Raw genomic sequence first — 23,123 nt, 5'->3', positions numbered from 1 at the left:
GTTCAGCCGATCAGTTGCCGCGTCGCACCGCCGACATCCTCATGCCTCATCAACGCCTCGCCGACGAGAAAGGCCGATGCGCCCTTCCCGCGTAACTGGTCGAGCTGGGCACGGCTCGTCAGACCGCTTTCGGAGACGACCATGCGCTCCTTCGGGACGAGGCGGGCAAGGCGTTCGGTTGTCGATACGTCGACTTCCAATGTCTTCAGGTCGCGATTGTTGATGCCAATGAGGGGCGTTTTCAGCTTCATCGCCGCCTCGAGCTCTTCCTCGTTGTGAACTTCGACCAGCACGTCGAGGCCGAGATCTCGCGCCATCATTTCGAGGTCGCGAACCTCGTAAGAGTTCAGCGCGGCCATGATGAGAAGAATGGCGTCGGCACCCATCGCCCGCGATTCCACGATCTGGTACGGATCGACGAGGAAGTCCTTGCGCAGGACCGGCAAGTGCACGGCCTGGCGCGCGGTTTGCAGATCCGCGTCACTGCCCTGGAACCATTTGGACTCGGTAAGAACGGAAAGGCAGGCGGCGCCGCCATTCACATAGGCGCGGGCGAGCCTCGGCACGTCGAAGTCCTCGCGAATCAGCCCCTTGGACGGACTGGCGCGCTTCAGTTCGGCAATCAGCGGGTGGCGGCCATGAACGGCGCGCAAGGCCGCGACGAAGCCGCGGGTAGCCGGCTGCCCGGCGGCCTTCGCCTCTAGGATGGGAAGCGGTACGCGCTTCTTCCGTTCGCGAAGCTCCTCGCGCTTGTGCGCAATGATTTCTGACAAGGTATCGCTCACGCGAACCGCCTCCACTGATCCAGCTTGTCTCGGGCCTCTCCCGAATCGAGCGCGCTTTGCGCCAGTCGCACTCCGTCCGCAAGAGTTTCTCCCCGACCTGCGACGACCAGAGCAGCGCCGGCGTTCATGAGCACGATGTCCCGATAGCCTCCCGGTTCGCCGTCAAGTAGCCGTTCCAGCGCCGCAGCATTTTCTTCGGGCGTGCCGCCCCGAATGTCCACCGCCGCGAAGGTCGACAAGCCGGCATCGGCGGGATGCACGTCGTGAGTTCGCACTTTGCCTGCTTCCAGAGCGGAGACCTTGCTGCTGCCGAGCACGGACAGCTCGTCGAGGCTACCCTCGCCGTGCACGACCCAGGCCCGGTCGCCGCCCAGACGGCCGAGAGCTTGAGCCATGGGAGCAGTCAGGGCTTCGTCGAACACGCCGACAAGCTGACGGGACACGTTCGCCGGATTGGCGAGCGGACCAAGAAGGTTGAAGATGGTGCGTCGGCGCAGCGCGCGGCGGACAGGCGCAACGCGCGCCATCACAGGGTGGTGGCGGGCCGCGAACAGGAATCCAATTCCGATTTCACAGACGGACGCTTCGACCCGGGCCGGCGGAAGATCCAGATTCAGCCCCAAAGCGGACAGGACGTCGGCAGCCCCGGACTTGGACGAGGCCGCCCGGTTTCCATGCTTGGCGACGGGTACGCCCGCAGCGGCGACGAGAATGGCGACTGCGGTCGAAATGTTGCGGGTATGCGCGCCGTCGCCGCCGGTTCCGCATACGTCGACCGCGCCTTCGGGTGCGCTGACCGCGATCATGTGACAACGAAGGGCACTGGCCGCGCCGACGATCTCATCGACCGTTTCGCCGCGGTCGGACAACTCGATCAGGAACCGCGCGATCTCGGCATCATCCACCGATCCCGAAAGGATCGTCTCGAATACGCCTTCCGGATCGGAGAGCGGTTCACGTCCGGACGGCAGTGAGGTCATGCGCGCGCCAGTTTCAGGAAATTGGCAAGAAGCGCATGGCCATGTTCGGTGGCAATGCTTTCGGGATGGAACTGGACGCCGTGAAGCAGGCCCGATTCATGCCGAATTCCCTGCACGACGCCGTCCTCGCTCCAGGCATTTTCGATGAGCGGCGAGGCGAGGTTCACGGCGATCAGGCTGTGGTACCGAGTGGCGGTGAAGGGGGAGGGCAGGCCTGCGAAGACCCCCGTCCCGTCGTGGAGAACGGGGCATGTCTTTCCGTGCATGACCTGTTCGGCCCGAACGACCTTTCCGCCGAAATGCTGGGCGATGGCCTGATGTCCGAGACAGACACCCAGCAGGGGTACGCGGGCATCGTGCGCTGCGGCGACCAGAGGCAGCGTCACGCCCGCCTCGTTCGGCGAACAGGGCCCTGGCGAGATGACGATCGCTTCGGGCTTCAGTGCCAACGCTCCGGCGGGATCGATCCGGTCGTTCCGGATCGTCTCGACGGTCTCGCCAAGCTCCTGAAGATAATGGACGAGGTTGTAGGTGAAGCTGTCGTAGTTATCGATGACGAGAATCACTGGCCGTACTCGCTTTCGGCCGCCAGGCGCAGCGCTTCGCGCGCGGCAGCTACCAGGGCGCCAGCCTTCGCCTCGCACTCGCGCTGTTCATAGGACGGCTCGCTGTCCGCAACGATGCCTGCGCCCGCCTGGACGTGCATGACCCCATCCTTCAGCACGGCGGTCCTCAGGATGATGCAGCTGTCCATGTCGCCGCCGGGCGAGAAATAGCCCACTCCGCCCGCATAGGGACCCCTGCGCTCGTTCTCCAGCTCGCCGATGATTTGCATGGCGCGAACCTTCGGTGCGCCCGACACCGTGCCTGCCGGGAAACCCGCCATCAGCGCATCAAGCGCGTCATGTCCCGGTGCCAGTCTCGCCGTGACGTTGGAAACGATATGCATCACATGGCTGTAGAATTCGATCATTTCGCGTCCGGTCACCTCGACCGAGCCCGGCGAGGCGACGCGGCCGGCATCGTTGCGGCCCAGGTCGAGCAGCATCAGATGTTCGGCGCGTTCCTTCGGGTCGGCGAGAAGGCTGGTCCGGTTCTCTTCATCCTGCGCAGCGCTGGTGCCTCTGGGGCGCGTACCGGCAATCGGCCTGACGGTGACTTCGTCGCCGCGTACCCTGACGAGAATTTCCGGGCTCGATCCAATGAGCGAGAAGTCCGGCAGGTCGAGAAGGTAGAGGAAAGGCGAGGGATTGACCCGCCTGAGCGCGCGGTAGAGCGCAAGCGGGGGCAGCGGAAAGTCCATCGAGAAACGCTGGGCGAGGACGACCTGAAAAATATCCCCGGCCAGGATATATTCCTTCGCCCGGGCGACCTTGTCGGCATAAGCCTCGGGCGTGACTGCAGGAACCAGATCGCCTGAGGGGAGGTCATCGAGACCGGAGCTCCTTGCCGGTAGGCTGCCCGCGAGACGTGAGCGTGCGGTTTCGATCCGCTCTTCGGCGGCAGTCCATGCAGCGTCGGCTGTGACGCCCGGCTTTGGGTAGACCGGCGCGGCGATGAACAGCGTCGCTTCCAGCTGGTCGAACACGAGGATCAGCGAGGGCCTGACGAAGAACATGTCCGGCAGGTCGAGACCGTCTCCCTCGGCGGGGAGGACCGGTTCGGTCAGGCAGATACTTTCATAGCCGAGATAGCCGACGAGGGTGCTGAACACCGGGGGAAGTTCCTGCGGCACCTCCATGCGGCACTGGCCGACCAGCGCGCGAAGATTTTCGAGCGGCTGGCCTTCCCACTCTTCGAAGGCGCCCTGATCCTGCGCGAAGTCGCGGTTGATCTCGCAGCCGCTATCGCGGGCCCGAAAAGCGAGGTCGGGATCGAAGCCGAGCATCGTATAGCGCCCCCGAACCTCGCCCCCCTCAACGGACTCCAGAAGGAAGGCGCCCGACTTCGGACGCGCAAGCTTCAGCATGGCCGATACGGGCGTATCGGTATCGGCAATGGTCTTCACCCAGGCGAGCTGGGGGCGACCCGCCTCATAGACTTCGCGAAAGCGCTCCCGGGGTGGCTCGATCGTCGCCATGGGTCCGTCTATTGGTTGGACGGATCTGTCGCCGGGGTGCGGTACTGAGCCTCCAGCGACGCGACATTTCCCGGAAAGCGCTCGACGCCGACCGTGTCGCGGGCGGCCGCTGCGAACGCGAGGCCGAGCTCGCTTTCCTGCGCGCTGCGAAGCTGCGACCGGATCGTCTCGACAAGCTGCGGCTCGTCCTGGATCTGTCCCTCGACGATGTCCGTCGTTTCGACGATGACCTGCAGTCCCTGTTCAGGAAGCGGAACGGTTCCGGCTTCTCCTTCGTCCTGCACGAAGCCAAGGGCCACATAGGCCGGAACCTGGCCCTGCTGGGCGGCAAGCTCGATGCGGCGCGCGGTCAGTTCCTGCGGGGGCGGGACGTCTTCGGCGCGCAGCAGATCCGCAAGGTCCGCACCGTCATTCACCGCCTCGACGATTTCGCCGGCGCGTTCGGCCGCCGCCTGGATCTGGTAGCGGGCGATATAGGCGCGGCGGGCCTGGTCCTCGATCTCTTCGAGCGGTTCCGGAGCAGGCGGAACGACTTCCTCCAATGCGATGACGCCGTAGCGCCCTTCGCCGAGTTCCTCGACGACCGGGTCGTCGCCTTCCCTCAGTTCGAAGGCAGCCGTCAGAACCTGCCGGTCGGCGGCCGGGAGAACGAAATCGGTATTCGACGGGCTGCGGCCGTCCTGAGTGAGGGCAGGCGGGGTCGACAGCTCGAACTGCTCTGCTTCGGCGACTTCCGACAGGCTCGCGCCTTCATCGAGTTCGTCCTGTATGGCCGTAATTCGCTCGGAAAGGCGAGCTTCGGCCTTCTCGGCAGTCAGGCGGCCGCGAATGTCGTCGGCCACGTCTTCCAGCGGCTGCGCTGCCGTACTGTTCACCTCGTCGATGGCAACGACATGGTAGCCGAAGCTACTCTCCACCGGCCCGACGACATCGCCCCTTTCTGCAGCGAAGACGCGTTCGGCGACATCGGGGCCAACGGTTCCGGAGAGCTGGTCTTCATCGACACTTCCAAGCTCGACATCCTCAGCGCTGTAACCGAGCAGGTCGGCAGCGACCGCTTCCATGGTTTCTCCTGCGCGGATGCGGTCAGCGGCGGTTGCCGCAACCTCTTGATCCTGGGTCACGATCTGCCTCAGCTCCCGGGTTTCGGCGCGTCCGTACAGATCGTCCGAGCGCTCGTAGAAATCGGCGATTTCCTCATCGGTGACCGTAATGCCCGAAGCGATGCTGCTGCGGTCGAACACCGCGTAGCGGAAGCGGCGGCGCTCAGGGATGGTGAAGCGTGCGATGTTCGCTTCGTAGAACTCTGCCAGTTCTTCGTCGGTGGGGTCCTCCACTTCGAAAGCCGAATAGGGAAGCGCACCGACCCTGAGCGTTCGGCGCTCAAGCTGACGCAGTGCGAAAGGCTCCACGACGCCGTCGGGGACCGGCATTCCTTCCAGAACGACCGACATCAGGTGCCGGCGCAGGACGTCGCCTTCCAACTCGCCGCGCAGGACACGTTCGTCGATATTCTGACGCGCGAGTACCTGACGATAGGTTTCCTCGCTGAATTGTCCCGTCGGGCCGCGGAACGCCTCCATATTGGCGATGTCGGCATCGACCAGCCGCTTCGACGGCGACAGGCCGATTTCACGGGCGAATTCCTGCAGCCCGGCGGCAAAGATCAGCCGGTCGAGCACGGCGCGCAGCGCGCCGCTCTGGACCGCTTCTTCGGTCGAAAGGTCCGGCGTCTGCTGACGGACCTGCTGCAACTGCCGTTCGAAATTTTGCGCCAGGAAGCCCGAGGTAATGGTCCGGTCGCCAACCTTGGCGACAGGCGCCCCCTGGCCGCCTCCCCCCAGCGGGTTTCCGATTCCCGTGCCGGTAATGATGAACGCGACGGCGATCAGGACGAAGACCAGACCCAGGACCCAGCTTGGGACGCGGCGGAGCAGTGACAGCATGAACGGGGTTTCTTCTGAGAGGCGGTTGTCGGAGGAAGGGGCTGACATATAGACGAGAGGGCCGCGACGGCAAGGAAACCGACGCGGCGTGTTCGATAAGGCAAAAGGGGACGAGGAATGGCGCTGCGTCAGCTGATCGCGGGCAATTGGAAGATGCACGGTCTGACCGGCGATCTGGACAAGGTGGGGCACATCATGCGCGCTGCCGACGAGGCCAAGCCGGATATCGGCGTGGCGCTGGCGGTTCCCCATACGCTGATCTTCGCGGCGGCCGAGCTTGCCGACGGGTCTCGCCTCGACATCGGCGGCGAGGATTGTCACCAGGCCGAAAGCGGCGCGCATACGGGCTGCGTCTCCGCAGCCATGGTAAAGGACGCCGGTGCGACCTTCACGATCGTCGGCCACAGTGAACGCCGCACAGATCAGGGCGAGACCGATGTGCTCGTTGCAGAGAAGCTGTCGGCGGCGCTGAAGGCAGGCCTGTCGGTTATCCTGTGCGTCGGGGAGAGCGAAGCGGAGCGCGACGCGGGCAACGCCGAGGCCGTCGTTGCCGCACAGTTGAAGACCTCGATTCCGGAAGCTGTCGATCCCGACCGCCTGACGATCGCCTATGAACCCGTCTGGGCGATCGGTACCGGCCGCACGCCTACCGTCGGCGACGTAGCGGCGATGCACGATTCGATCCGAAGGAGCCTGAAGGACCGGTTTGGCGATGCCGGGATATCGATGCTGATTCTCTATGGCGGGTCTGTGAAACCTGAAAATGCGGCCGACCTGCTGACGGCGTCCAACGTCGGCGGAGCGCTCGTAGGCGGGGCGAGCCTCGACCCGGAGAGCTTTGCGGGCATCATCACCGCCGCTGGCTGATTTTTCAGGGGGCGTGTCGCTGCAACCGGGGCGGTAACGGGGATCCCACTTCGCCGCTTCCCGCTCTTGCCACGGGGCAGGCTGCTGCCTAAGTGCGCGCGGCTATGTCACCAGCCCTCTCTACCTTCATTCTGGTCCTCCACACCCTCCTTGCCGCCGGTCTTGTTGCCGTCATTCTCATGCAGCGGTCGGAGGGCGGCGCCCTCGGAATCGGAGGTGGGCCGGGTGGCTTGATGACAGCTCGGGGAGCGGGCAATCTCCTCACCAAGGCAACGGCCTGGCTGGCTGCAGCCTTTATCGGCACGTCACTGTTCCTGGCGATTCTCGCCTCCCAGGGGCGTGACGTTTCCGCGATCGATACCAGCCTTGCCGACGATCCAGCCGCCGCGGCGCCGGCGCTTGCCGACGATGTTTCAGGCGACGATCCCACCGATCCGGCGCTCGTCACGCCGACCGAGGATCTCGAGGACGTGCCGTTCGGCTTTCCCGGGGCCGGTTCGGACGATGCGGCCTCCGAAGACGACGTTCCGCTCGCCGAATAAGCTGATTTTCGCAATTTAGCGGTGGCGAATCCCGCTACCGCGAGGCTATAGCCATCCTCCCATGGCGCGGTTCATCTTCATTACCGGCGGCGTGGTTTCCTCGCTTGGCAAAGGGCTTATGGCGGCATCTCTCGCCGCCCTTCTGCAGGCGCGTGGTTACCGCGTGCGCATCCGGAAATTCGACCCCTATCTGAACGTCGATCCGGGGACGATGAGTCCCTATCAGCACGGCGAGGTCTATGTGACCGATGACGGTGCGGAAACGGACCTCGATCTCGGCCACTATGAGCGCTTTACCGGCGTTCCGGGGCGGCAGACGGACAATGTCACTTCCGGCCGCATATACTCCGATATCCTCGCGCGCGAACGGCGCGGCGACTATCTGGGGGCGACGGTGCAGGTCATTCCGCACGTCACCGATGCCATCAAGGCGTTTGCCCAGAACGACGTCGACGACCTGGATTTCGTCCTGTGCGAAATCGGCGGCACCGTTGGCGACATCGAGAGCCTGCCCTTCATCGAGGCCATTCGCCAGCTGCGAAACGAGGTCGGCGAAGAGAATGTGTCCTTCGTCCACGTCACGCTTGTCCCCTACATTGCGGCGGCCGGCGAGCTGAAGACGAAGCCCACCCAGCACAGTGTGCGCGAGCTAACCTCGCTCGGCATCCAGCCCGACATTCTCGTGTGCCGCTGCGAACAGCCCCTGCCGCAGGAAGAGCGCAACAAGATCGCCCTGTTCTGCAACGTCCGGAAAGAGGCGGTCATACCGGCTCTCGACGCCAGCTCGATCTACGAAGTTCCGCTAAACTATCATGACGAGGGCCTGGACCGGGAGGTTCTCCGCTCCTTCGGTATCGCGCCGCGTCACGCGCCCGACCTGTCGCGCTGGCTCGACATCGTCGACCGCATCGACAATCCCGAGGGCGAAGTGACGGTAGGGATCGTTGGCAAGTATACCGGTCTTCAGGATGCCTATAAGTCGCTTCAGGAAGCACTGGTCCATGGCGGGCTGGCGAACCGCGTGAAGGTCCATATCCGCTGGCTGGATAGCGAATTGTTCGAAGGGACCTCGCCCGATCTCGACAAGCTGGAGCCGATGCACGCCATTCTCGTCCCCGGCGGGTTCGGCAGTCGCGGTTCGGAAGGGAAGATCAACGCCATCCGGTTCGCGCGCGAGCGGAAAGTGCCGTTCTTCGGCATCTGCCTCGGTATGCAGATGGCCTGCATTGAGGGCCTGCGCCATCTTGGCGGGATCGAAGGCGCTTCGACTACCGAATTCGGCGAAACGAGCGAACCCGTCGTCGGCCTGATCACCGAATGGATGACCGAGGAGGGTATCGAGCGGCGCGAAGAGGGCGGCGATCTTGGCGGCACCATGCGGCTGGGCGCCTATCCGGCAGATTTGAAACCGGGCAGCCGGATCGCCCAGGTCTATGGCAGCGGCAAGATTTCCGAGCGGCACCGGCACCGCTATGAGGTCAACGCGAAATATGTCGAGCCGCTGGAGAAGGACGGCCTGATGTTCGCTGGCTGGAGCCCGGACGGTTTGCTTCCGGAGACGGTCGAGCGTCCGGACCACCCATGGTTCATCGGGGTGCAGTTCCATCCGGAACTAAAATCGAAGCCGTTCGACCCGCACCCTCTTTTCGCAAGCTTCATCGAGGCCGCGGTGAGGCAGTCGCGCCTGGTCTGACCGCGACTGGCCCGAACGAACCGAGGGGCTCCGCTTCATATTGCGCGCGGGCTGCGCTCTGCTAATGGCGCGGCCATGCGTATGACACAGACCTTCGTGCCGGTTCTGAAAGAATCGCCGGCCGACGCGGAGATCATTTCCCACAAGCTGGCCCTGCGCGCAGGGCTGATCCGCCAGACTGCAGCTGGTATCTATGCGTGGCTGCCGCTCGGCTTTCGCGTTCTTAAAAAGATTGAAGCCATCGTCCGGCGAGAGCAAGATCGCGCCGGTGGCGCGGAACTGCTGATGCCGACGGTCCAGTCGGCTGACCTGTGGCAGCGGAGCGGCCGTTATGACGCCTATGGTCCGGAGATGCTTCGCTTCGAAGACCGTCATGGGCGTAACATGCTCTACGGTCCGACCAACGAGGAAATGCTGACAGAACTGTTCATGTCGGCTGCGGCCTCGTACCGAGATCTTCCGAAGATGTTCTATCACATCCAGTGGAAGTTCCGTGACGAGCGCCGGCCGCGCTTCGGCGTGATGCGCGGCCGCGAATTTCTGATGAAGGACGCCTATAGCTTCGACGTCGACGAGGAGGGCTTGCGCCGGTCCTACGACAGCCAGTTCGAAGCCTATCTGCGCACCTTTGCTGCGTTGGGGCTGAAGGCCGTTCCGGTCCGCGCCCCGACCGGTCCCATCGGCGGCGACCTGAGCCACGAATTCCATGTCCTCGCCGACACCGGCGAAAGCGCGATCTACTACGACGCCGCGCTCGAGGATATTTCCATCGACGATCCCGAAGCCGTCGCGAAGCTCTCCGCCACCTACGCGATGGAAGAGGAAGAGCATGAGAAGGTCGCGGACTGCCCGGTTCCGGCAGATCGCCTGCTGAAGCGGCGCGGAATCGAGGTTGGCCACATCTTCGCTTTCGGATCCAAATATACCAATGGCATGGGCTATTCAGTGCAGGGCAGGGACGGCGAGCAGGTCCACCCGCTGATGGGCAGCTACGGTATCGGCGTTTCCAGGCTGTTCGGTGCGATCATCGAGGCATGTCACGACGAGGCCGGCATCGTCTGGCCGCGCCAGGTTGCGCCCTATCAGGTCGGCATCATCAATTTGCGTCAGGGCGACGAAGCCTGCGACGCCGCCTGCGAGCAGCTATACGGTCAGCTCACCGATGCGGGCGTAGAAGCGCTGTATGACGACCGGAATGACCGGGGCGGAGCGAAGTTCGCGACCATGGACCTTATCGGCCTGCCATGGCAGCTCATCGTCGGACCCAAGGGCGTTTCGGCCGGAACTATCGAAGTAAAGAACCGTGCCACCGGCGAACGTGCGGATCTGTCGCCCGAAGACGCGCTCGCCCGCGTTGCCGCTTGATCTGCGCGTGACCGGAACGCCCGACCTCGTACCTGGTCTGAACCGATGATTACCACCTATGAGCGCACCCTGGCCCGGCGCTACCTCTTGCCCGGCCGATCCGAGGGATTCATCTTCCTCGTGGCTACGATTTCGTTGGTCGCGGTTGCGCTCGGTGTGGCGGCGTTGATCGCGGTCATGTCGGTCATGAACGGCTTTCGAGCCGAGCTGTTCGACTCCATAAATTCCCTGAACGGCGATGCCGTCGTGCAGGGCTATGGCGGGGAACTGACGGACTGGCAGCCACTGGTCGAGGATATTGAGAATCTTCCCGGGGTGGTTTCGGCGGCGCCCATTATCGAGCAGCCGCTCCTCGGCAGCTATCGCAACCGCGCGCAGCCCGTTCTTCTGAGGGGGATGCGCTACGCCGACCTGACGAGCCAGAGCAATCTGTCGGGCAGCGTTGTGGCCGGCTCGTTTCAGGACGTATACCAAGGTGAAAACCGGGTCGCGATCGGTTCGCGGCTCGCCCAGTCCATGGGGGTCGCTCTCGGCGATACGATCAGCCTGATCTCCCCCGAAGGGCAGGTCACCCCGTTCGGAACCACCCCGCGCATCGTGCCCTACCAGGTGGCGGCGATCATCGAGGTCGGTATCTTCGAATATGACAAGACCTTCGTGCTGATGCCGCTGGAGAATGCCCAGCTTTATCTGCGAATGGGAAGCGATGTCGGCCTGATCACCATCACGACGGAAGATGCGGATCGGGTGGAGACCATTCTTGCGCCCGTCCAGCAGATGCTCGGTGGGCGCGGGATCCTCGTCGACTGGCGGCAGATGAACGGGGTCCTGTTCGAAGCGCTGAGCGTGGAGCGGACGGTAATGTTCGTCGTCGTCGGCTTCATCATACTGGTGGCCTGCTTCAACATCCTCACCAGCCTCATCATGCTCGTCCGCGCAAAGACGAAGGACATCGCGATCCTGCGCACCATGGGGGCAAGCCGGAACGCGATCATGCGCGTCTTCGTGACGGTCGGAACGCTAATCGGCGGGGCGGGCATACTTCTCGGCCTGCTACTGGGTTTCACCTTCCTCTTCTTCCGCCAGAATGTGGTTGAAGGGATCAGCGTGTTGACGGGCGTCGACCTGTGGGACCCCTCGATCCGCTATCTGACCGAGCTACCCGCAAAGACCGACCCGGTCGAAGTCACCGCGATCGTCGTCATCGCGCTGCTGCTCAGCTTCCTCGCCACGCTTTATCCAGCCTGGAAGGCGGCGAGTACCGACCCGGTCGAGGTGCTGCGCTATGAGTAACGTGCTCGACGTCACCGGCCTGTCGAGAAGCTTTACGCAGGGCGGCACGACCATCGAGGTTCTGCGCGGGGTCGACCTCAGCGTCGGGCCGGGCGAGATCGTGGCGCTTCTTGGTCCCTCCGGGTCGGGCAAGTCCACGATGCTTCAGGCGATCGGCCTTCTGGAAGGAGGGTTTCAGGGGACGATCCGTATCGCCGGAGAGGCCGTCGAGGCAGCAAATTCCTCACGCAGAACCGAAGTTCGCCGCGACCGTCTGGGCTTCGTCTACCAGTTCCATCACCTGCTTCCGGACTTTACTGCCGAAGAGAATGTCGTGATGCCGCAGCTGATCGCGGGGACGGCGCGGGCCGCCGCACTCGACAAGGCGCGGCGGCTGCTTACCGAACTCGGCCTTGGCGAGAGGCTGACACATCGGCCGAGCCAGCTCTCCGGCGGTGAGCAGCAGCGTGTGGCGGTCGCCCGCGCGCTGGCGAACGAGCCTGTCCTCGTGCTGGCGGACGAGCCCACTGGCAATCTGGACGAAGCCACCTCCGAACGGGTGCTGGCAGAGTTCCTGCGCGTGGTGCGGGGCCATGGGTCCGCGGCGCTGATCGCGACGCACAATCGCGAGTTGGCGCGGCAGATGGACCGCATCGTCGAGCTTCACGAGGGCCAGCTGGTGGAACAGGCCTGATTGCAGGCATTCCGGGGGTCCGCCCTTGAGCTACTGACTTATGCACAGCTTTTTTCGGCGGTGCCCTTGCCATCACGGGCAAGAACGGGACAATTTCGCCCATGCCTGATCCCGCCGAAGAGACCGCCGCGCCTGCTCCTTACATCCCGCTGCGCTGCTTCTCCTCCTATTCGATGCTGGAGGGCGCGATCCATCCCGGCGATCTGGCCGCGCGTTGCCGTGAACTTGGATTTCCCGCCGCCGCTCTGACCGACCGATCGAACATGTTCTCCGCGATGGAGGTGTCCACCGCACTGGCTGGAGCCGGCGTCCAGCCGATCATGGGCGCAATGCTGGCCGTCGAGCGCCCGGGAGCGCAACCGATCGGCGGCACCGCGGTGAAGGACTGGCTGGTTCTTCTGGCGCAGAACGAGCGCGGTTACGGCAATCTGATCGAGCTGCTGTCGCATGCGCATCTGGGGAGCGATCCCACGGAGACCGCGCATGTCGATCTCGACCGCCTGGAGCAATATGCGGACGGGCTGATCTGCCTGACCGCGGGAGCGGAGGGGGCGTTGGCGCGCCTGCTTGCCGAAGAGCAGGCAAAGGCCGCGCGCGTCTATCTGGAAGAACTTGCCGACATGTTCGGCGACCGCCTTTACATCGAGATTTGCAGGACCGGCGATCCCGTCGAAGCGGCGTCCGAGGTCGCCCTGATCGAACTGGCGCTCGAGCGCGGACTGCCGCTGGTCGCGACGAATCCGGCTGCGTTCCTGGACCGCGATTTTTCGCCCGCGCACGACGTCATGCTCTGCATTGCCAGCAGCACTTACACCCAGACGCAGGACCGTCCCCGTACGAACCCTGAGCTATGGCTGAAGTCCGGTGACGTCATGCGTGAGTTGTTCAAGGATCTGCCCGAGGCGATCGCGAATACCGCCATCGTCGCACAGCGCTGCGCCGTCATGGCACCGCAGCGTAAGCCGATTCTGCCAAGCCTGGCCGGCGATCCCGAAGCAGAGGTCTCCGCGCTGCGCGACTTGGCCCGCGCCGGGCTCGAGAAGCGTCTGAAGGTGAGGCCGTCGGTCGACCGGGACGCCTATTTCAAGCGCCTCGATTACGAACTCGGCATCATCGAAAAGATGGGCTTTCCCGGCTACTTCCTGATCGTTGCCGATTTCATCCAATGGGCGAAGGACAAGGGGATTCCCGTCGGACCCGGTCGCGGGTCGGGGGCCGGCTCGGTCGTTGCCTGGTCGCTGACGATCACGGACCTCGATCCCATAGAACTCGGCCTTCTGTTCGAACGCTTCCTCAATCCCGAGCGTGTCTCGATGCCCGACTTCGACATCGATTTCTGCGAAACCCGGCGCGGCGAGGTCATCCGTTATGTGCAGGAGCGCTACGGGCGCGACCAGGTTGCCCAGATCATCACCTTCGGAAAGCTGAAGGCGCGAGCAGTCATTAAGGACGTCGGCCGTGTTCTGCAGATGCCGTTCGGCATGCGCGAGACGCTGGCCGGGATGATCGACAACAATCCCGCCAAGCCGCAATCGCTAAAAGAGGCGCTGGACGCGAATGTCGACCTCAGCCGCCGCTACAAGCGTGAGGAGGACGTGCGGCGCCTGATCGACCTGGCACTTCAGCTCGAGGGGATGCCGCGCCATTCCTCGACCCACGCGGCAGGCGTCGTCATCGGCGACCGACCGCTGTCGCAGTTGGTGCCGCTCTACCGGGATCCGCGCTCCGACATGCCGGTCACCCAGTTCGACATGAAGTGGGTCGAGCAGGCCGGCCTTGTGAAGTTCGACTTTCTCGGCCTGAAAACCCTCTCAGTCATTCACTACGCCCTCGACCTGATCGAGCGGCGTACCGGGACGCGGCCCGACCTGGCGAAGATCGACTGGACGGACGAGGAGACCTACGCGCTGATGGCGCGGGGCGACACGCTTGGGGTGTTCCAGCTGGAATCCGACGGCATGCGTGACACGCTGGCGAAGGTGAAGCCCGACACGTTCGCGGACATCATCGCTCTAATCTCGCTGTATCGTCCGGGTCCGATGGACAGCATTCCGCAGTTCGCCAACCGCAAGCATGGGCGGGAGCAGCCGGACTACCTGCACCCGCGGTTGGAGCAATATCTGACCGAGACCTACGGCGTCATCATCTACCAGGAACAGGTGATGCAGATCGCGCAGGAGCTTGCCGGCTACTCGCTGGGCGAAGCAGACCTGCTGCGCCGCGCCATGGGCAAGAAGAAGCCCGAGGAGATGGCGAAGCAGAAAGAGCGATTTCTCTCCGGCGCCAAGGAGCAGGGCGTCGACCCGAAACAGGCCGACTACATCTTCGAGCTGGTGGCAAAGTTCGCAGGCTATGGCTTCAACAAAAGCCACGCAGCCGCCTATGCCCTGATCGCGTACCAAACAGCTTGGCTGAAGGCGCATTTCCCCGCCGAATTTTACGCCGCCTCGATGCAGTTCGACATGGGCCAGACCGAAAAGCTCGGTATTTTCCTCGACGATGCGCGGCGGTTAGGCGTCGAGTGCCTTCCGCCGGACATCAATGCGTCCGCAGAGCGTTTCGTCGTCGAAACCGGGGAGGATGGCCAGAACCGTCTTCGCTATGCGCTTGCCGCCCTCAAAGGGGTGGGGACGAAGGCCATGGAACAGGTGGTCCGCGAGCGCAGCGAGAATGGCGATTTCACGTCGCTCACCGACTTCGCAAACCGGGTGGATCCTAAGCTGCTCAACACCAGGCAGCTTGAGCGCCTGGCAGCGGCAGGTGCGTTTGACGAGCTCGATGCCAACCGTGCCGCCGTGTTCGGCATGGCCTCTTCGCTTTTGGCGGTGGCCAATTCGGCGGCGGAGCAACGCGCCACGCAGCAGGGCGCGTTGTTCGGAGGAGGAGGTGGGGGCGCGGGCGAAATTTCGCTCATCAGGCCCAAGTCCACCGAACGCTGGTCGCTATCCGAAACCATGGAGAAGGAGCTTGATTCCTTCGGTTTCTACTTCTCCGCCCATCCGCTGAGCGCTTATGCGCACATCCTGAAAGCGAAAGGCGCGAAGACCTATGCGCGCTATGTCGAGCTTGGCGGCCCTCCGGGAGGCGGGAAGGAACGCGCGGTTCTCGGCGCGAAAGTGGAAGCGTCGCGCAAACGTGTGTCGCAGAACGGCGGTAAGCCCTTCCTCGCGCTGACGCTTTCCGATCAGGACGGTCAATTTTCGGGAAACGTCTACGAAGAGGACGTCCAGAAGCTCGTCGAGGAAGCGCGCGCTGCCGACGAGCCCGTCCTGATCCAGGGTGAACTGAATTGGAGACCGGGATATGAAACCCCGTTTCTGAGGGTGTCGGGGGCCGTGTCGCTACCGTCGCTGGACGGAAAGGGCCGTACGGTGCTGAAGATCGATGCCGGGCCCGACGCGGTTGATCAGCTTTCTTCACTTCTTGTCCCGGGATCGGGACGCGGGGAGGCAGAAATCCGTATCCCTTTGAAGCAGGGCGGCACGGCGACGCTGAAGGTGGGTGGAAACCTCTCGTTGGATTCGGAGCTGGTTCATCACCTTAGCGGTCTGGATGGAATCAGCGACGCTCGGCTCGACGCCTGACCGCTCACCGATCAGGGTCCGAACGTTCCATCAAAATATAAGGCTTTCCACGTGCGGTCTGGGAGTGGCTCTGCGCGCAGCGACCAAACCGCCTCATGCCAATTTGATTAAGACTCAAAAATCCGCTTGCAGAAACTGAGCGCGACTCTAAATCGAGGGCAGTGATTGAGTCGTACTCAGTTCGGGGTTCGACAGACATTGGCAAACGAAAGGATTTCATCATGCGCCGTACTCTTATTGCCATCGCCGCGATCGCGGTCGCGACCCTCAATGTCGGGCTCGCCGTGGGACCAGCTCATGCCGAAGAGGCTGATGTCTGCGCTACGATGCCCGCAGACCTGCGCGCTGCTGCCGCAGCAGCCGACGAAACGGACGCGCGTCGCGCGCTTCGCAAGATCGATGTCGGCGTCGCGCTCTGTGAAGCCGGAAACGAGCGCGCTGCGAAGAAACAGTTCAGCCGCGCCATGCGCTATCTGGACGTGACCGAGACCGAACTCGCGCAGAAGAACTAACCTCTCTGCAGGCGGGCGTAGTCGCCCGTTCGCAAGGGGCCGCGACCTCCCCAGGGCGGCCCCTTTTCTTTTCGGCCTACGGCCCCTTTATGGACGTATGTCCGCTTTCAGTTTCCTTCCCGGCCACCGGTCTGACCTCTTCATCATGGTCGACCATGCCAGCGACCGGGTTCCGCCCGAGATCGACCTTGGTGTGCCGAAAGAGGTCATGAACACTCATATCGCCGTAGACATTGGGGCGCGTCTGGTCGCCGAACAGCTCGCCGTACGGACAGGGGCCGATCTCCTTACAGCAGAAGTGTCGCGCCTGGTCGTCGATCTGAACCGGCCCTTCGAGGCGGCCGTTCCCGTCGAAAGCGACGGCCGGGCAGTCCCCGGCAATCAGAACCTCTCAGCCGCGGAACGGGCGCGGCGCCAATCGTTCCACGACGCCTATCATGAGCGGGTCGGCGCGCGGCTCGATATCGCGTTCTGTCAGCTTATTCTGTCGCTCCATAGCTTCACGCCTGCCATGAAAACGGGCGAAGCCGCGCGCCCTTGGGACTGCGGCGTTCTCTACGACCGCGATAATCGTGCACCAGAAATCGCCATACCCTGGCTGCGTGCGCAGGGCCTGACCGTCGGCGACAACGAACCCTATTCCGGTGCCAGCCACGGCTACACGATGCAGCGCCACGCCGAGCCCCGCAATCTCCCCTACCTGTTCTTCGAGATTCGCCAGGATCACCTGGAAACCGCCGACGGGCGAGAGCACTGGGCGGCGCTGTTGGATAAGCTGGTCGAGCACATGGTCGAGGCGCTTCCATGACCGCGGGCGCGATTCTTACTGCCAGTGAGATGAAAGGCTTCGAACAGGACGGGGCGCCAGGGGACGAGGGGGGCTGGTCGCTGATGTGCCGCGCCGGTCAGGCGGCTGCCGACCGCATTGCCATCCGCGCGGCGGGCCGCGAGATTCTGATTCTCTGCGGACCGGGAAACAACGGCGGCGACGGTTATGTGGCGGCCGCCCGGTTGCGTGACCTCGGTCTTCGGGTACGGGTTGCCGCGCTGATCGAGCCGGAAAGCGAACTGTGCCGCCGCGCGCGCGATTTGTGGGTTTCCGAGGTCGAATCGCCGGAGGTTGGGGCTCGGGCGGGCATATTCGTCGATGCCGTTTTTGGCAGCGGCCAGGACCGCCCGCTGTCCGACAAGATAGTGGCAGCGATAGGCCGTCTGGCGAACGCTGCTGAGCTGCGGATCGCGCTCGACCTCGTCAGCGGGTCAGGCTGCGATGATGGCGCCGACCTCGGTGCGCCGTACCATGCCGAGGAAACTCTGGTTTTTGCAGCGTGGAAACCGGCGCACGCGCTTTACCCGGCGGCCGGCTTCATGGGCCATCTCGACATGATCGATATCGGACTGGGGGAGCCGAAAGCCGAGCTTCGTTTCAATTCACCGCCCGAGGCGATCCCATCCCCCGCGACCTCACATAAATTCGATCGCGGCACCGTTCTCGTCGCGGCTGGCCATATGCCGGGTGCGGCGTGGCTGGCGGCGCGCGCCGCGCAGCGGGGAGGGGCGGGTTATGTCACCCTGGCCGGATATACCGACGCCTTTCCGCCCAGCTCCGTCGTTCAGATGGCTGCCGGCGAGATCGATGCGGACCGGCAGGACGCTGCGGTGATCGGCCCTGGACTGGGCCGCGGAGAGGAAAGCAGGGCCCTGGCGCAGCGGATCATCGACATCGGCTGCCCGCTGGTGCTCGACGGCGACATTCTGTCCTGGATGAAGCCCGACGACGTACCGCCTGCGAGCGTCCTAACCCCGCATGAGGGAGAGTTCAGGCGCATGTTCGGCAATCTGCCGGGCTCGAAGGTCGAGCGCGCGCGAACCGCGGCCAGCCGCTGCGGGGCGGTCGTCTGCCTGAAAGGCCGCGACACCGTCATCGCGTCTCCCGAAGGCGCGGCGGTCGTCAACGATCACGCCCACCCCCGATTGGGTACGGCAGGCTCGGGAGACGTTTTGGCGGGTCTTGTTGGCGCCGAACTGGCGCGCGGGCGTGCCCCTTTCGAGGCTGCCTGCGCCGGAGTCTGGCGCCATGGGGATGCGGGCTGCCGCGGCAGGGACGGACTGATCGCAGAGGATTTGCTGGACCTCATCCGATGACAGCCCGCCGCGTGGCCCGACTTGCCGCAAGAGGGGACGGGGTAACGGAGAGCGGCACGTTCGTACCCGGCGCCGTTCCGGGCGATCTCGTTCACGAGGATGGCCGGATCGAGCCCGGTCCGCATCGGCGGGAACCGCCTTGTCGCCATTTCGGAACATGCGGGGCCTGTCAGCTTCAACATGCCGATGACGAGGTGCTGGGCGCCTTCGCACGCGGTCGTATCGAAAGCGCACTCGCAAAGAGCGGCATCGCCCCGGGGGCGGTCGCTCGGACACACATCTCGCCTCCGCGAAGCCGCCGCCGCGCATCGCTGCGCGCGCAAACGCGCGGAGGCCGCCTGTCACTCGGTTTCAATGAGGAAAGCAGCCGCACCGTCGTCGATATCGAGGAATGCCATGTCCTGACGCCGGGACTTTTCTGTTTGCTCGGCGCCCTTCGCGAACCGCTGAGTGCGGCGCTTCCAGCGGACTGGATATCTTCCCTGACGCTGACCGAAACGCTCAACGGTTACGACATGCTGATGACCAATATGTCGCCAGAGCGCGCGCGCAGGGCTTTCAGCCCGGTTTGGATGGAACGCGCCGGAGTCGCGCGGATTTCCGTCGAGGACCGGGGGGCCGCAGAGCCGCTGTTCCAGCGAGACCTGCCCATGGTGGCATTCGACGGTCAGGGGGTCGCCTTTCCCGCCGGATCGTTCCTGCAGGCCACGGCGGACGGGGAAGCGGCACTGCAAGCCGCTGTCCTGGACTTCGCAAAAGGAGCGGGGCGTGTCGCGGACCTCTTCTGCGGCCTCGGCACGTTCGCACTGCCTCTCGCCAGACGTGCAAAGGTGACGGCGGCGGATGCGGCAGGGCCAGCGATCGAGGCCTTGAAGCAGGCCGCCGGGGCAGGCGGCTTCAATCTGGGCGCCGACCATCGCGATCTCTTCCGCCGTCCGTACACGGCGAAGGAGTTGAAATCCTTCGACTGCGTCGTGGTCGATCCCCCGCGCGCGGGGGCTCGTATCCAGTGCGAGACAGCCGCCGCGTCGAACCTGGAGAGGTTCGTCTACGTATCCTGCAATCCCAGCACCTTCGCGCGGGATGCCGAAATCCTGGTTGCCGGCGGCTTTCGCCTGGAGGAGCTGCGACCGGTCGCGCAGTTCCGCTGGTCCACACATGTGGAGCTTGCCGCCAATTTCGTCCGGTAGCGCACGCGGCCCCCACCGAGGCTTGCAACCGGCGCCGCGCTCGCTTATGTGCGCGCGCATCCCACAGATGCGGGCACATATCCGGTGGGCGGGGTTGTCTCGCCTTCCCTCCGCATCGAGGTCTAACCGGAAGGAGACTATCCATGGCTGCACCCAATGTGCAGATGTCGGCGCTGCTTGAAGCCGGCACCCACTTCGGCCACCAGACGCACCGCTGGAACCCGAAGATGAAGCCGTATATCTTCGGCGAGCGTAACAACGTCCACATCATCGATCTGTCGCAGACCGTGCCGCTGTTCCAGCGCGCGCTCGACTTCGTCCGCGCCACCGTCCAGGCCGGCGGCAAGGTGCTTTTCGTCGGCACGAAGCGCCAGGCGCAGGAACCGATCGCCGAGGCGGCACGCCGTGCGGGGCAGCATTATGTGAACGAGCGCTGGCTCGGCGGCATGCTGACCAACTGGAAGACGATTTCCAATTCCATCAAGAAGTTCAAGGAACTGGAAGAAACTCTTTCGGGCGACACGTCGGGCTTCACCAAGAAGGAAGTCCTTCAGATGACCCGCCAGCGCGACAAGTTCGAAAGCTCGCTGGGCGGCATTCGCGACATGGGCGGTCTGCCGGACCTGATGTTCGTGATCGACACGAACAAGGAAGACCTTGCGGTCAAGGAGGCCAACGTTCTTGGCATTCCGGTCATCGCGATCCTCGACTCCAATTCGGACCCGTCCGGCATCGCCTTTCCGGTTCCCGGCAATGACGATGCCAGCCGTGCCATCCGGCTCTATTGCGACCTGATCGCAGAGGCCTGCACCGGCGGCGAAGACATGCGCCAGGAAGATTTCGGCAGCGATCCCGGCGCGTCCGAGACTCCTCCGGCCGAACCGGCAGTCGCCGAAGCCGAGGAAGCGGGCGAGCAGCAGACGGCCGACGCGGCGGCCTGAGGGCCTCACGAAACTGTCATGGTCCGGTGGCAGGCGGCGCACGCAAGCGCTGCGCCCGCTGCCGGATCGCGCGCTCCCAGAGATGCGCTCCGATATATGGAAGGACGATAAGACATGGCCGAGATTACGGCGAAAATGGTGAAGGACCTGCGCGAACGTTCCGGCGCGGGCATGATGGACTGCAAGAAGGCGCTGAACGAGACCAACGGCGACATGGAAGCGGCGGTCGACTGGCTGCGCACAAAGGGTCTCGCCGCGGCGCAGAAAAAGTCCAGCCGCACCGCGGCTGAAGGCCTGATCGGCGTTGCCGCAGAGGGAACAACCGGCGCAGTCGTCGAGGTGAACTCGGAGACGGACTTCGTCGCCAAGAACGAGAAGTTCCAGCAGTTCGTCGCGAATGTGACGGCGATCGCGCTGGAAAAGAAGATCGAGGACGTCGAAGCGTTGAAGACGGAAAGCATGGCCGACGGCAAGACCGTGGCCGACCGGCTGACCGACAACATCGCGACGATTGGCGAGAACCAGCAGCTGCGCCGCGCGGCGGTCGTTAGCGTCTCCGAGGGCGTGGTATCGTCTTACGTCCATAACCAGATGGCGCCCGACCTCGGCAAGATCGGCGTTCTCGTCGCCCTGGAATCGACCGCTGACAAGGCCGAGCTCGAAGCTTTCGGCAAGCAGCTTGCGATGCACATCGCGGCAGCGGCGCCGCTCGCGCTGGACGAGAGCCGCGTCGACGACGAGACCATTGCTCGTGAGCGCGCCATCGCCACCGAGAAGGCGAAGGAAAGCGGCAAGCCCGACAACATCGTCGAGAAGATGGTCGAAGGTTCGGTCCGCAAGTTCCTCAGCGAGAACACGCTGCTCGGTCAGGTCTATGTCATCGACGGCAAGGCCAAGGTGTCCGACGTGGTGGCCGCGAAGGGCAAGGAGCTCGGCGCGGAGATTAAGATCTCCGACTATGCCCGCTTCCAGCTCGGCGAGGGTATCGAGCGCGAGGAAAGCGACTTCGCTGCCGAAGTGGCTGCCGCAGTCGGTCAGTAAGGACGAGCGGGGCCCGAATTTCCGCCTGGGAGTTCGGGCTCCGCGCGACAACCGCGTTGACACGCGGACGCGCGTGCGTTCTTGCCGCGCAGACGGGCGCTGCGTAAGGTCGCGCCATAATTTCCGAATAGTCGGCGGTCTGGGGAGACGGTGGCGCGCATGCCGCAGCGAAACTTCAAGCGTATTCTCCTGAAGCTGTCCGGCGAGGCCCTGATGGGCGATCAGCAGTTCGGTATCGATACGGAAACGGTCACCCGCGTTGCGGAAGAGGTGAAGCTGGCGCGCGAGGCGGGCTTCGAGCTCTGCCTCGTCGTCGGCGGCGGCAACATCTTTCGCGGCCTAGCGGCTGCGGACCAGGGCTTCGACCGGGCGAGTGCAGACTATATGGGCATGCTCGCGACCGTGATGAACGCGCTCGCGGTGCAGAACGCCCTCGAGCAGCAGGGCGTCGACACGCGTGTCCAGTCGGCCATTCCGATGGCCAGCGTGTGCGAGCCCTATATCCGGCGGCGCGCGATGCGCCACATGGAGCGCGAACGTATCGTCATCTTCGCCGCTGGCACAGGCAATCCCTTCTTTACCACCGACACCGCTGCGGCACTTCGCGCCGCCGAGATGCAGTGCGACGCGCTGTTCAAGGGAACAAGCGTAGACGGCGTCTACACGGCGGACCCGAAACAGGACCGCACCGCCAAACGCTATGACAGCCTGAGCTTCGACCGTGTGCTGTCGGACAATCTGAAGGTAATGGACGCCTCGGCAGTGGCGGTGTGCCGCGACAACGATATTCCCATCGTCGTCTTCAACATTCGCGAGCGCGGCAATCTGGCCCGCGTGCTCGCCGGCGAAGGCGTTTCCACGATCGTAGAGAACCAGAAGGACCAAGGGTAAAGGCTATGGCAGAAGGTTATGATCGCGGCGATATCGAACGCCGCATGGATGGTGCCGTCGAATCGCTGAAAAGTGACCTTTCGGGTCTTCGCACGGGCCGCGCGAATACGACGCTGCTCGATCCGGTACAGGTGGAGGTTTACGGGTCGAAGATGCCGCTGAACCAGGTTGCCACCGTCACCGCGCCGGAGCCGCGTCTGTTGTCGGTCAATGTCTGGGACAAGTCGAACGTGCAGCCGGTGGAAAAGGCAATCCGGTCGGCCGGGCTCGGCATCAACCCGGTCGTCGACGGACAGACTATCCGGCTGCCGATTCCGGACATGACCGAGGAGCGGCGCAAGGAGCTGGTGAAACTCGCGTCGCAATATGGCGAAAAGGCGAAGGTTGCCGTGCGCAATGTACGCCGCGACGGCATGGAGGCGCTGAAGGCCTCCGAGAAGGCCGGCGATATCAGTCAGGACGACCAAAAGCGCGGCGAAGGAGAGGTCCAGAAAATGACCGATGCCCGCATCGAGGAAATCGACAAGGTCATGGCGTCCAAGGAAAAGGAAATCATGGGGCAGTGACGGCCAGACCTGCCCCTGGCGGTCCGGCG

20 protein-coding genes are annotated in these 23,123 nt (G+C 64.0%); 15 read left to right on the top strand and 5 right to left on the bottom strand.

The window, feature by feature from the left end; genetic code table 11:
• Positions 1-2: 2 nt before the first annotated feature.
• Genes trpC through KCN53_RS08215 form a run of 5 tightly spaced genes read right to left on the bottom strand, consistent with a single transcriptional unit; the run spans position 3 to position 5,791 of the window.
• Positions 3-785, bottom strand: a complete 783-nt coding sequence (trpC, locus tag KCN53_RS08235; RefSeq protein WP_088713467.1) for an indole-3-glycerol phosphate synthase TrpC — start codon at positions 783-785, stop codon at positions 3-5.
• Complete coding sequence (gene trpD, locus KCN53_RS08230) at positions 782-1,765, bottom strand: anthranilate phosphoribosyltransferase (protein WP_088712803.1); 984 nt, start codon at positions 1,763-1,765, stop codon at positions 782-784. Before trpD ends, trpC begins: the two co-directional genes overlap by 4 nt.
• Complete coding sequence (locus KCN53_RS08225) at positions 1,762-2,331, bottom strand: anthranilate synthase component II (RefSeq protein WP_088712804.1); 570 nt, start codon at positions 2,329-2,331, stop codon at positions 1,762-1,764. Before KCN53_RS08225 ends, trpD begins: the two co-directional genes overlap by 4 nt.
• Positions 2,328-3,845, bottom strand: a complete 1,518-nt coding sequence (locus tag KCN53_RS08220) for an anthranilate synthase component I family protein (protein ID WP_088712805.1) — start codon at positions 3,843-3,845, stop codon at positions 2,328-2,330. The genes KCN53_RS08225 and KCN53_RS08220 overlap by 4 nt, the downstream gene beginning before the upstream one ends.
• 8 nt (positions 3,846-3,853) lie before the next feature.
• A complete protein-coding gene (locus tag KCN53_RS08215; protein WP_172406246.1) occupies positions 3,854-5,791 on the bottom strand; it encodes a peptidylprolyl isomerase in 1,938 nt (645 codons plus the stop codon).
• Positions 5,792-5,908: 117 nt separating this feature from the next.
• Here KCN53_RS08215 and tpiA point away from each other — a divergent pair, with 117 nt between their 5' ends.
• The 15 genes from tpiA (at position 5,909) to frr (ending at position 23,094) form a co-directional block, all read left to right on the top strand.
• Complete coding sequence (gene tpiA, locus KCN53_RS08210) at positions 5,909-6,658, top strand: triose-phosphate isomerase (RefSeq protein WP_088712807.1); 750 nt, start codon at positions 5,909-5,911, stop codon at positions 6,656-6,658.
• 104 nt (positions 6,659-6,762) lie between these two features.
• Positions 6,763-7,200 carry a preprotein translocase subunit SecG gene (gene secG / locus KCN53_RS08205; protein WP_088712808.1) on the top strand — a complete coding sequence of 146 codons (438 nt, stop codon included), beginning with the start codon at positions 6,763-6,765 and terminating at the stop codon, positions 7,198-7,200.
• Between the two features lie 61 nt (positions 7,201-7,261).
• Positions 7,262-8,893, top strand: a complete 1,632-nt coding sequence (locus KCN53_RS08200; RefSeq protein WP_088712809.1) for a CTP synthase — start codon at positions 7,262-7,264, stop codon at positions 8,891-8,893.
• Between the two features lie 75 nt (positions 8,894-8,968).
• Positions 8,969-10,258 carry a proline--tRNA ligase gene (proS, locus tag KCN53_RS08195; RefSeq protein WP_088712810.1) on the top strand — a complete coding sequence of 430 codons (1,290 nt, stop codon included), beginning with the start codon at positions 8,969-8,971 and terminating at the stop codon, positions 10,256-10,258.
• 45 nt (positions 10,259-10,303) lie between these two features.
• Positions 10,304-11,551, top strand: a complete 1,248-nt coding sequence (locus KCN53_RS08190) for a lipoprotein-releasing ABC transporter permease subunit (RefSeq protein ID WP_088712811.1) — start codon at positions 10,304-10,306, stop codon at positions 11,549-11,551.
• Complete coding sequence (locus KCN53_RS08185; protein ID WP_088712812.1) at positions 11,544-12,224, top strand: ABC transporter ATP-binding protein; 681 nt, start codon at positions 11,544-11,546, stop codon at positions 12,222-12,224. The genes KCN53_RS08190 and KCN53_RS08185 overlap by 8 nt, the downstream gene beginning before the upstream one ends.
• 101 nt (positions 12,225-12,325) lie before the next feature.
• Positions 12,326-15,808 (top strand): DNA polymerase III subunit alpha, encoded by a 3,483-nt coding sequence (gene dnaE / locus KCN53_RS08180; RefSeq protein WP_088712813.1) that lies wholly within the window; start codon positions 12,326-12,328, stop codon positions 15,806-15,808.
• A gap of 221 nt (positions 15,809-16,029) precedes the next feature.
• Positions 16,030-16,320: a hypothetical protein gene (locus tag KCN53_RS08175; protein WP_088712814.1), complete on the top strand. Its 291-nt coding sequence runs from the start codon at positions 16,030-16,032 to the stop codon at positions 16,318-16,320.
• 97 nt (positions 16,321-16,417) lie between these two features.
• A complete protein-coding gene (locus tag KCN53_RS08170; protein WP_088712815.1) occupies positions 16,418-17,128 on the top strand; it encodes an N-formylglutamate amidohydrolase in 711 nt (236 codons plus the stop codon).
• A complete protein-coding gene (locus KCN53_RS08165) occupies positions 17,125-18,465 on the top strand; it encodes an NAD(P)H-hydrate dehydratase (protein ID WP_088712816.1) in 1,341 nt (446 codons plus the stop codon). Before KCN53_RS08170 ends, KCN53_RS08165 begins: the two co-directional genes overlap by 4 nt.
• A gap of 11 nt (positions 18,466-18,476) precedes the next feature.
• Positions 18,477-19,655 carry a class I SAM-dependent RNA methyltransferase gene (locus KCN53_RS08160; RefSeq protein ID WP_224199523.1) on the top strand — a complete coding sequence of 393 codons (1,179 nt, stop codon included), beginning with the start codon at positions 18,477-18,479 and terminating at the stop codon, positions 19,653-19,655.
• 143 nt (positions 19,656-19,798) lie between these two features.
• On the top strand, positions 19,799-20,596 hold the full coding sequence (gene rpsB, locus KCN53_RS08155; protein WP_088712818.1) for a 30S ribosomal protein S2: 798 nt from the start codon (positions 19,799-19,801) through the stop codon (positions 20,594-20,596).
• Positions 20,597-20,710: 114 nt separating this feature from the next.
• Complete coding sequence (gene tsf, locus KCN53_RS08150; protein ID WP_088712819.1) at positions 20,711-21,637, top strand: translation elongation factor Ts; 927 nt, start codon at positions 20,711-20,713, stop codon at positions 21,635-21,637.
• Between the two features lie 159 nt (positions 21,638-21,796).
• The gene (gene pyrH / locus KCN53_RS08145; RefSeq protein ID WP_088712820.1) at positions 21,797-22,528 is read left to right on the top strand and encodes a UMP kinase; all 732 of its coding nucleotides are present in this window, start codon (positions 21,797-21,799) and stop codon (positions 22,526-22,528) included.
• 5 nt (positions 22,529-22,533) lie between these two features.
• Complete coding sequence (frr, locus tag KCN53_RS08140; protein WP_088712821.1) at positions 22,534-23,094, top strand: ribosome recycling factor; 561 nt, start codon at positions 22,534-22,536, stop codon at positions 23,092-23,094.
• The last annotated feature ends 29 nt before the right edge of the window (positions 23,095-23,123 follow it).

The sequence above is a fragment of the Pacificimonas aurantium genome (assembly GCF_020092905.1).
GTDB classification, from domain to species: domain Bacteria; phylum Pseudomonadota; class Alphaproteobacteria; order Sphingomonadales; family Sphingomonadaceae; genus Pacificimonas; species Pacificimonas aurantium.
The sequence above is the reverse complement of the archived record's forward strand: the minus strand, read 5'-3'. Positions and strand labels throughout refer to the sequence as shown.

Excerpts from the sequence above, each read along its gene's own strand:
- trpD (WP_088712803.1), bottom strand. The coding sequence starts at position 1,765 with ATGACCTCACTGCCGTCCGGACGTGAACCGCTCTCCGATCCGGAAGGC.
- KCN53_RS08220 (WP_088712805.1), bottom strand. The coding sequence starts at position 3,845 with ATGGCGACGATCGAGCCACCCCGGGAGCGCTTTCGCGAAGTCTATGAG.
- KCN53_RS08215 (WP_172406246.1), bottom strand. The coding sequence starts at position 5,791 with ATGCTGTCACTGCTCCGCCGCGTCCCAAGCTGGGTCCTGGGTCTGGTC.
- tpiA (WP_088712807.1), top strand. The coding sequence starts at position 5,909 with ATGGCGCTGCGTCAGCTGATCGCGGGCAATTGGAAGATGCACGGTCTG.
- secG (WP_088712808.1), top strand. The coding sequence starts at position 6,763 with ATGTCACCAGCCCTCTCTACCTTCATTCTGGTCCTCCACACCCTCCTT.
- KCN53_RS08200 (WP_088712809.1), top strand. The coding sequence starts at position 7,262 with ATGGCGCGGTTCATCTTCATTACCGGCGGCGTGGTTTCCTCGCTTGGC.
- proS (WP_088712810.1), top strand. The coding sequence starts at position 8,969 with ATGCGTATGACACAGACCTTCGTGCCGGTTCTGAAAGAATCGCCGGCC.
- KCN53_RS08190 (WP_088712811.1), top strand. The coding sequence starts at position 10,304 with ATGATTACCACCTATGAGCGCACCCTGGCCCGGCGCTACCTCTTGCCC.
- KCN53_RS08185 (WP_088712812.1), top strand. The coding sequence starts at position 11,544 with ATGAGTAACGTGCTCGACGTCACCGGCCTGTCGAGAAGCTTTACGCAG.
- dnaE (WP_088712813.1), top strand. The coding sequence starts at position 12,326 with ATGCCTGATCCCGCCGAAGAGACCGCCGCGCCTGCTCCTTACATCCCG.
- KCN53_RS08175 (WP_088712814.1), top strand. The coding sequence starts at position 16,030 with ATGCGCCGTACTCTTATTGCCATCGCCGCGATCGCGGTCGCGACCCTC.
- KCN53_RS08170 (WP_088712815.1), top strand. The coding sequence starts at position 16,418 with ATGTCCGCTTTCAGTTTCCTTCCCGGCCACCGGTCTGACCTCTTCATC.
- KCN53_RS08165 (WP_088712816.1), top strand. The coding sequence starts at position 17,125 with ATGACCGCGGGCGCGATTCTTACTGCCAGTGAGATGAAAGGCTTCGAA.
- rpsB (WP_088712818.1), top strand. The coding sequence starts at position 19,799 with ATGGCTGCACCCAATGTGCAGATGTCGGCGCTGCTTGAAGCCGGCACC.
- tsf (WP_088712819.1), top strand. The coding sequence starts at position 20,711 with ATGGCCGAGATTACGGCGAAAATGGTGAAGGACCTGCGCGAACGTTCC.
- pyrH (WP_088712820.1), top strand. The coding sequence starts at position 21,797 with ATGCCGCAGCGAAACTTCAAGCGTATTCTCCTGAAGCTGTCCGGCGAG.
- frr (WP_088712821.1), top strand. The coding sequence starts at position 22,534 with ATGGCAGAAGGTTATGATCGCGGCGATATCGAACGCCGCATGGATGGT.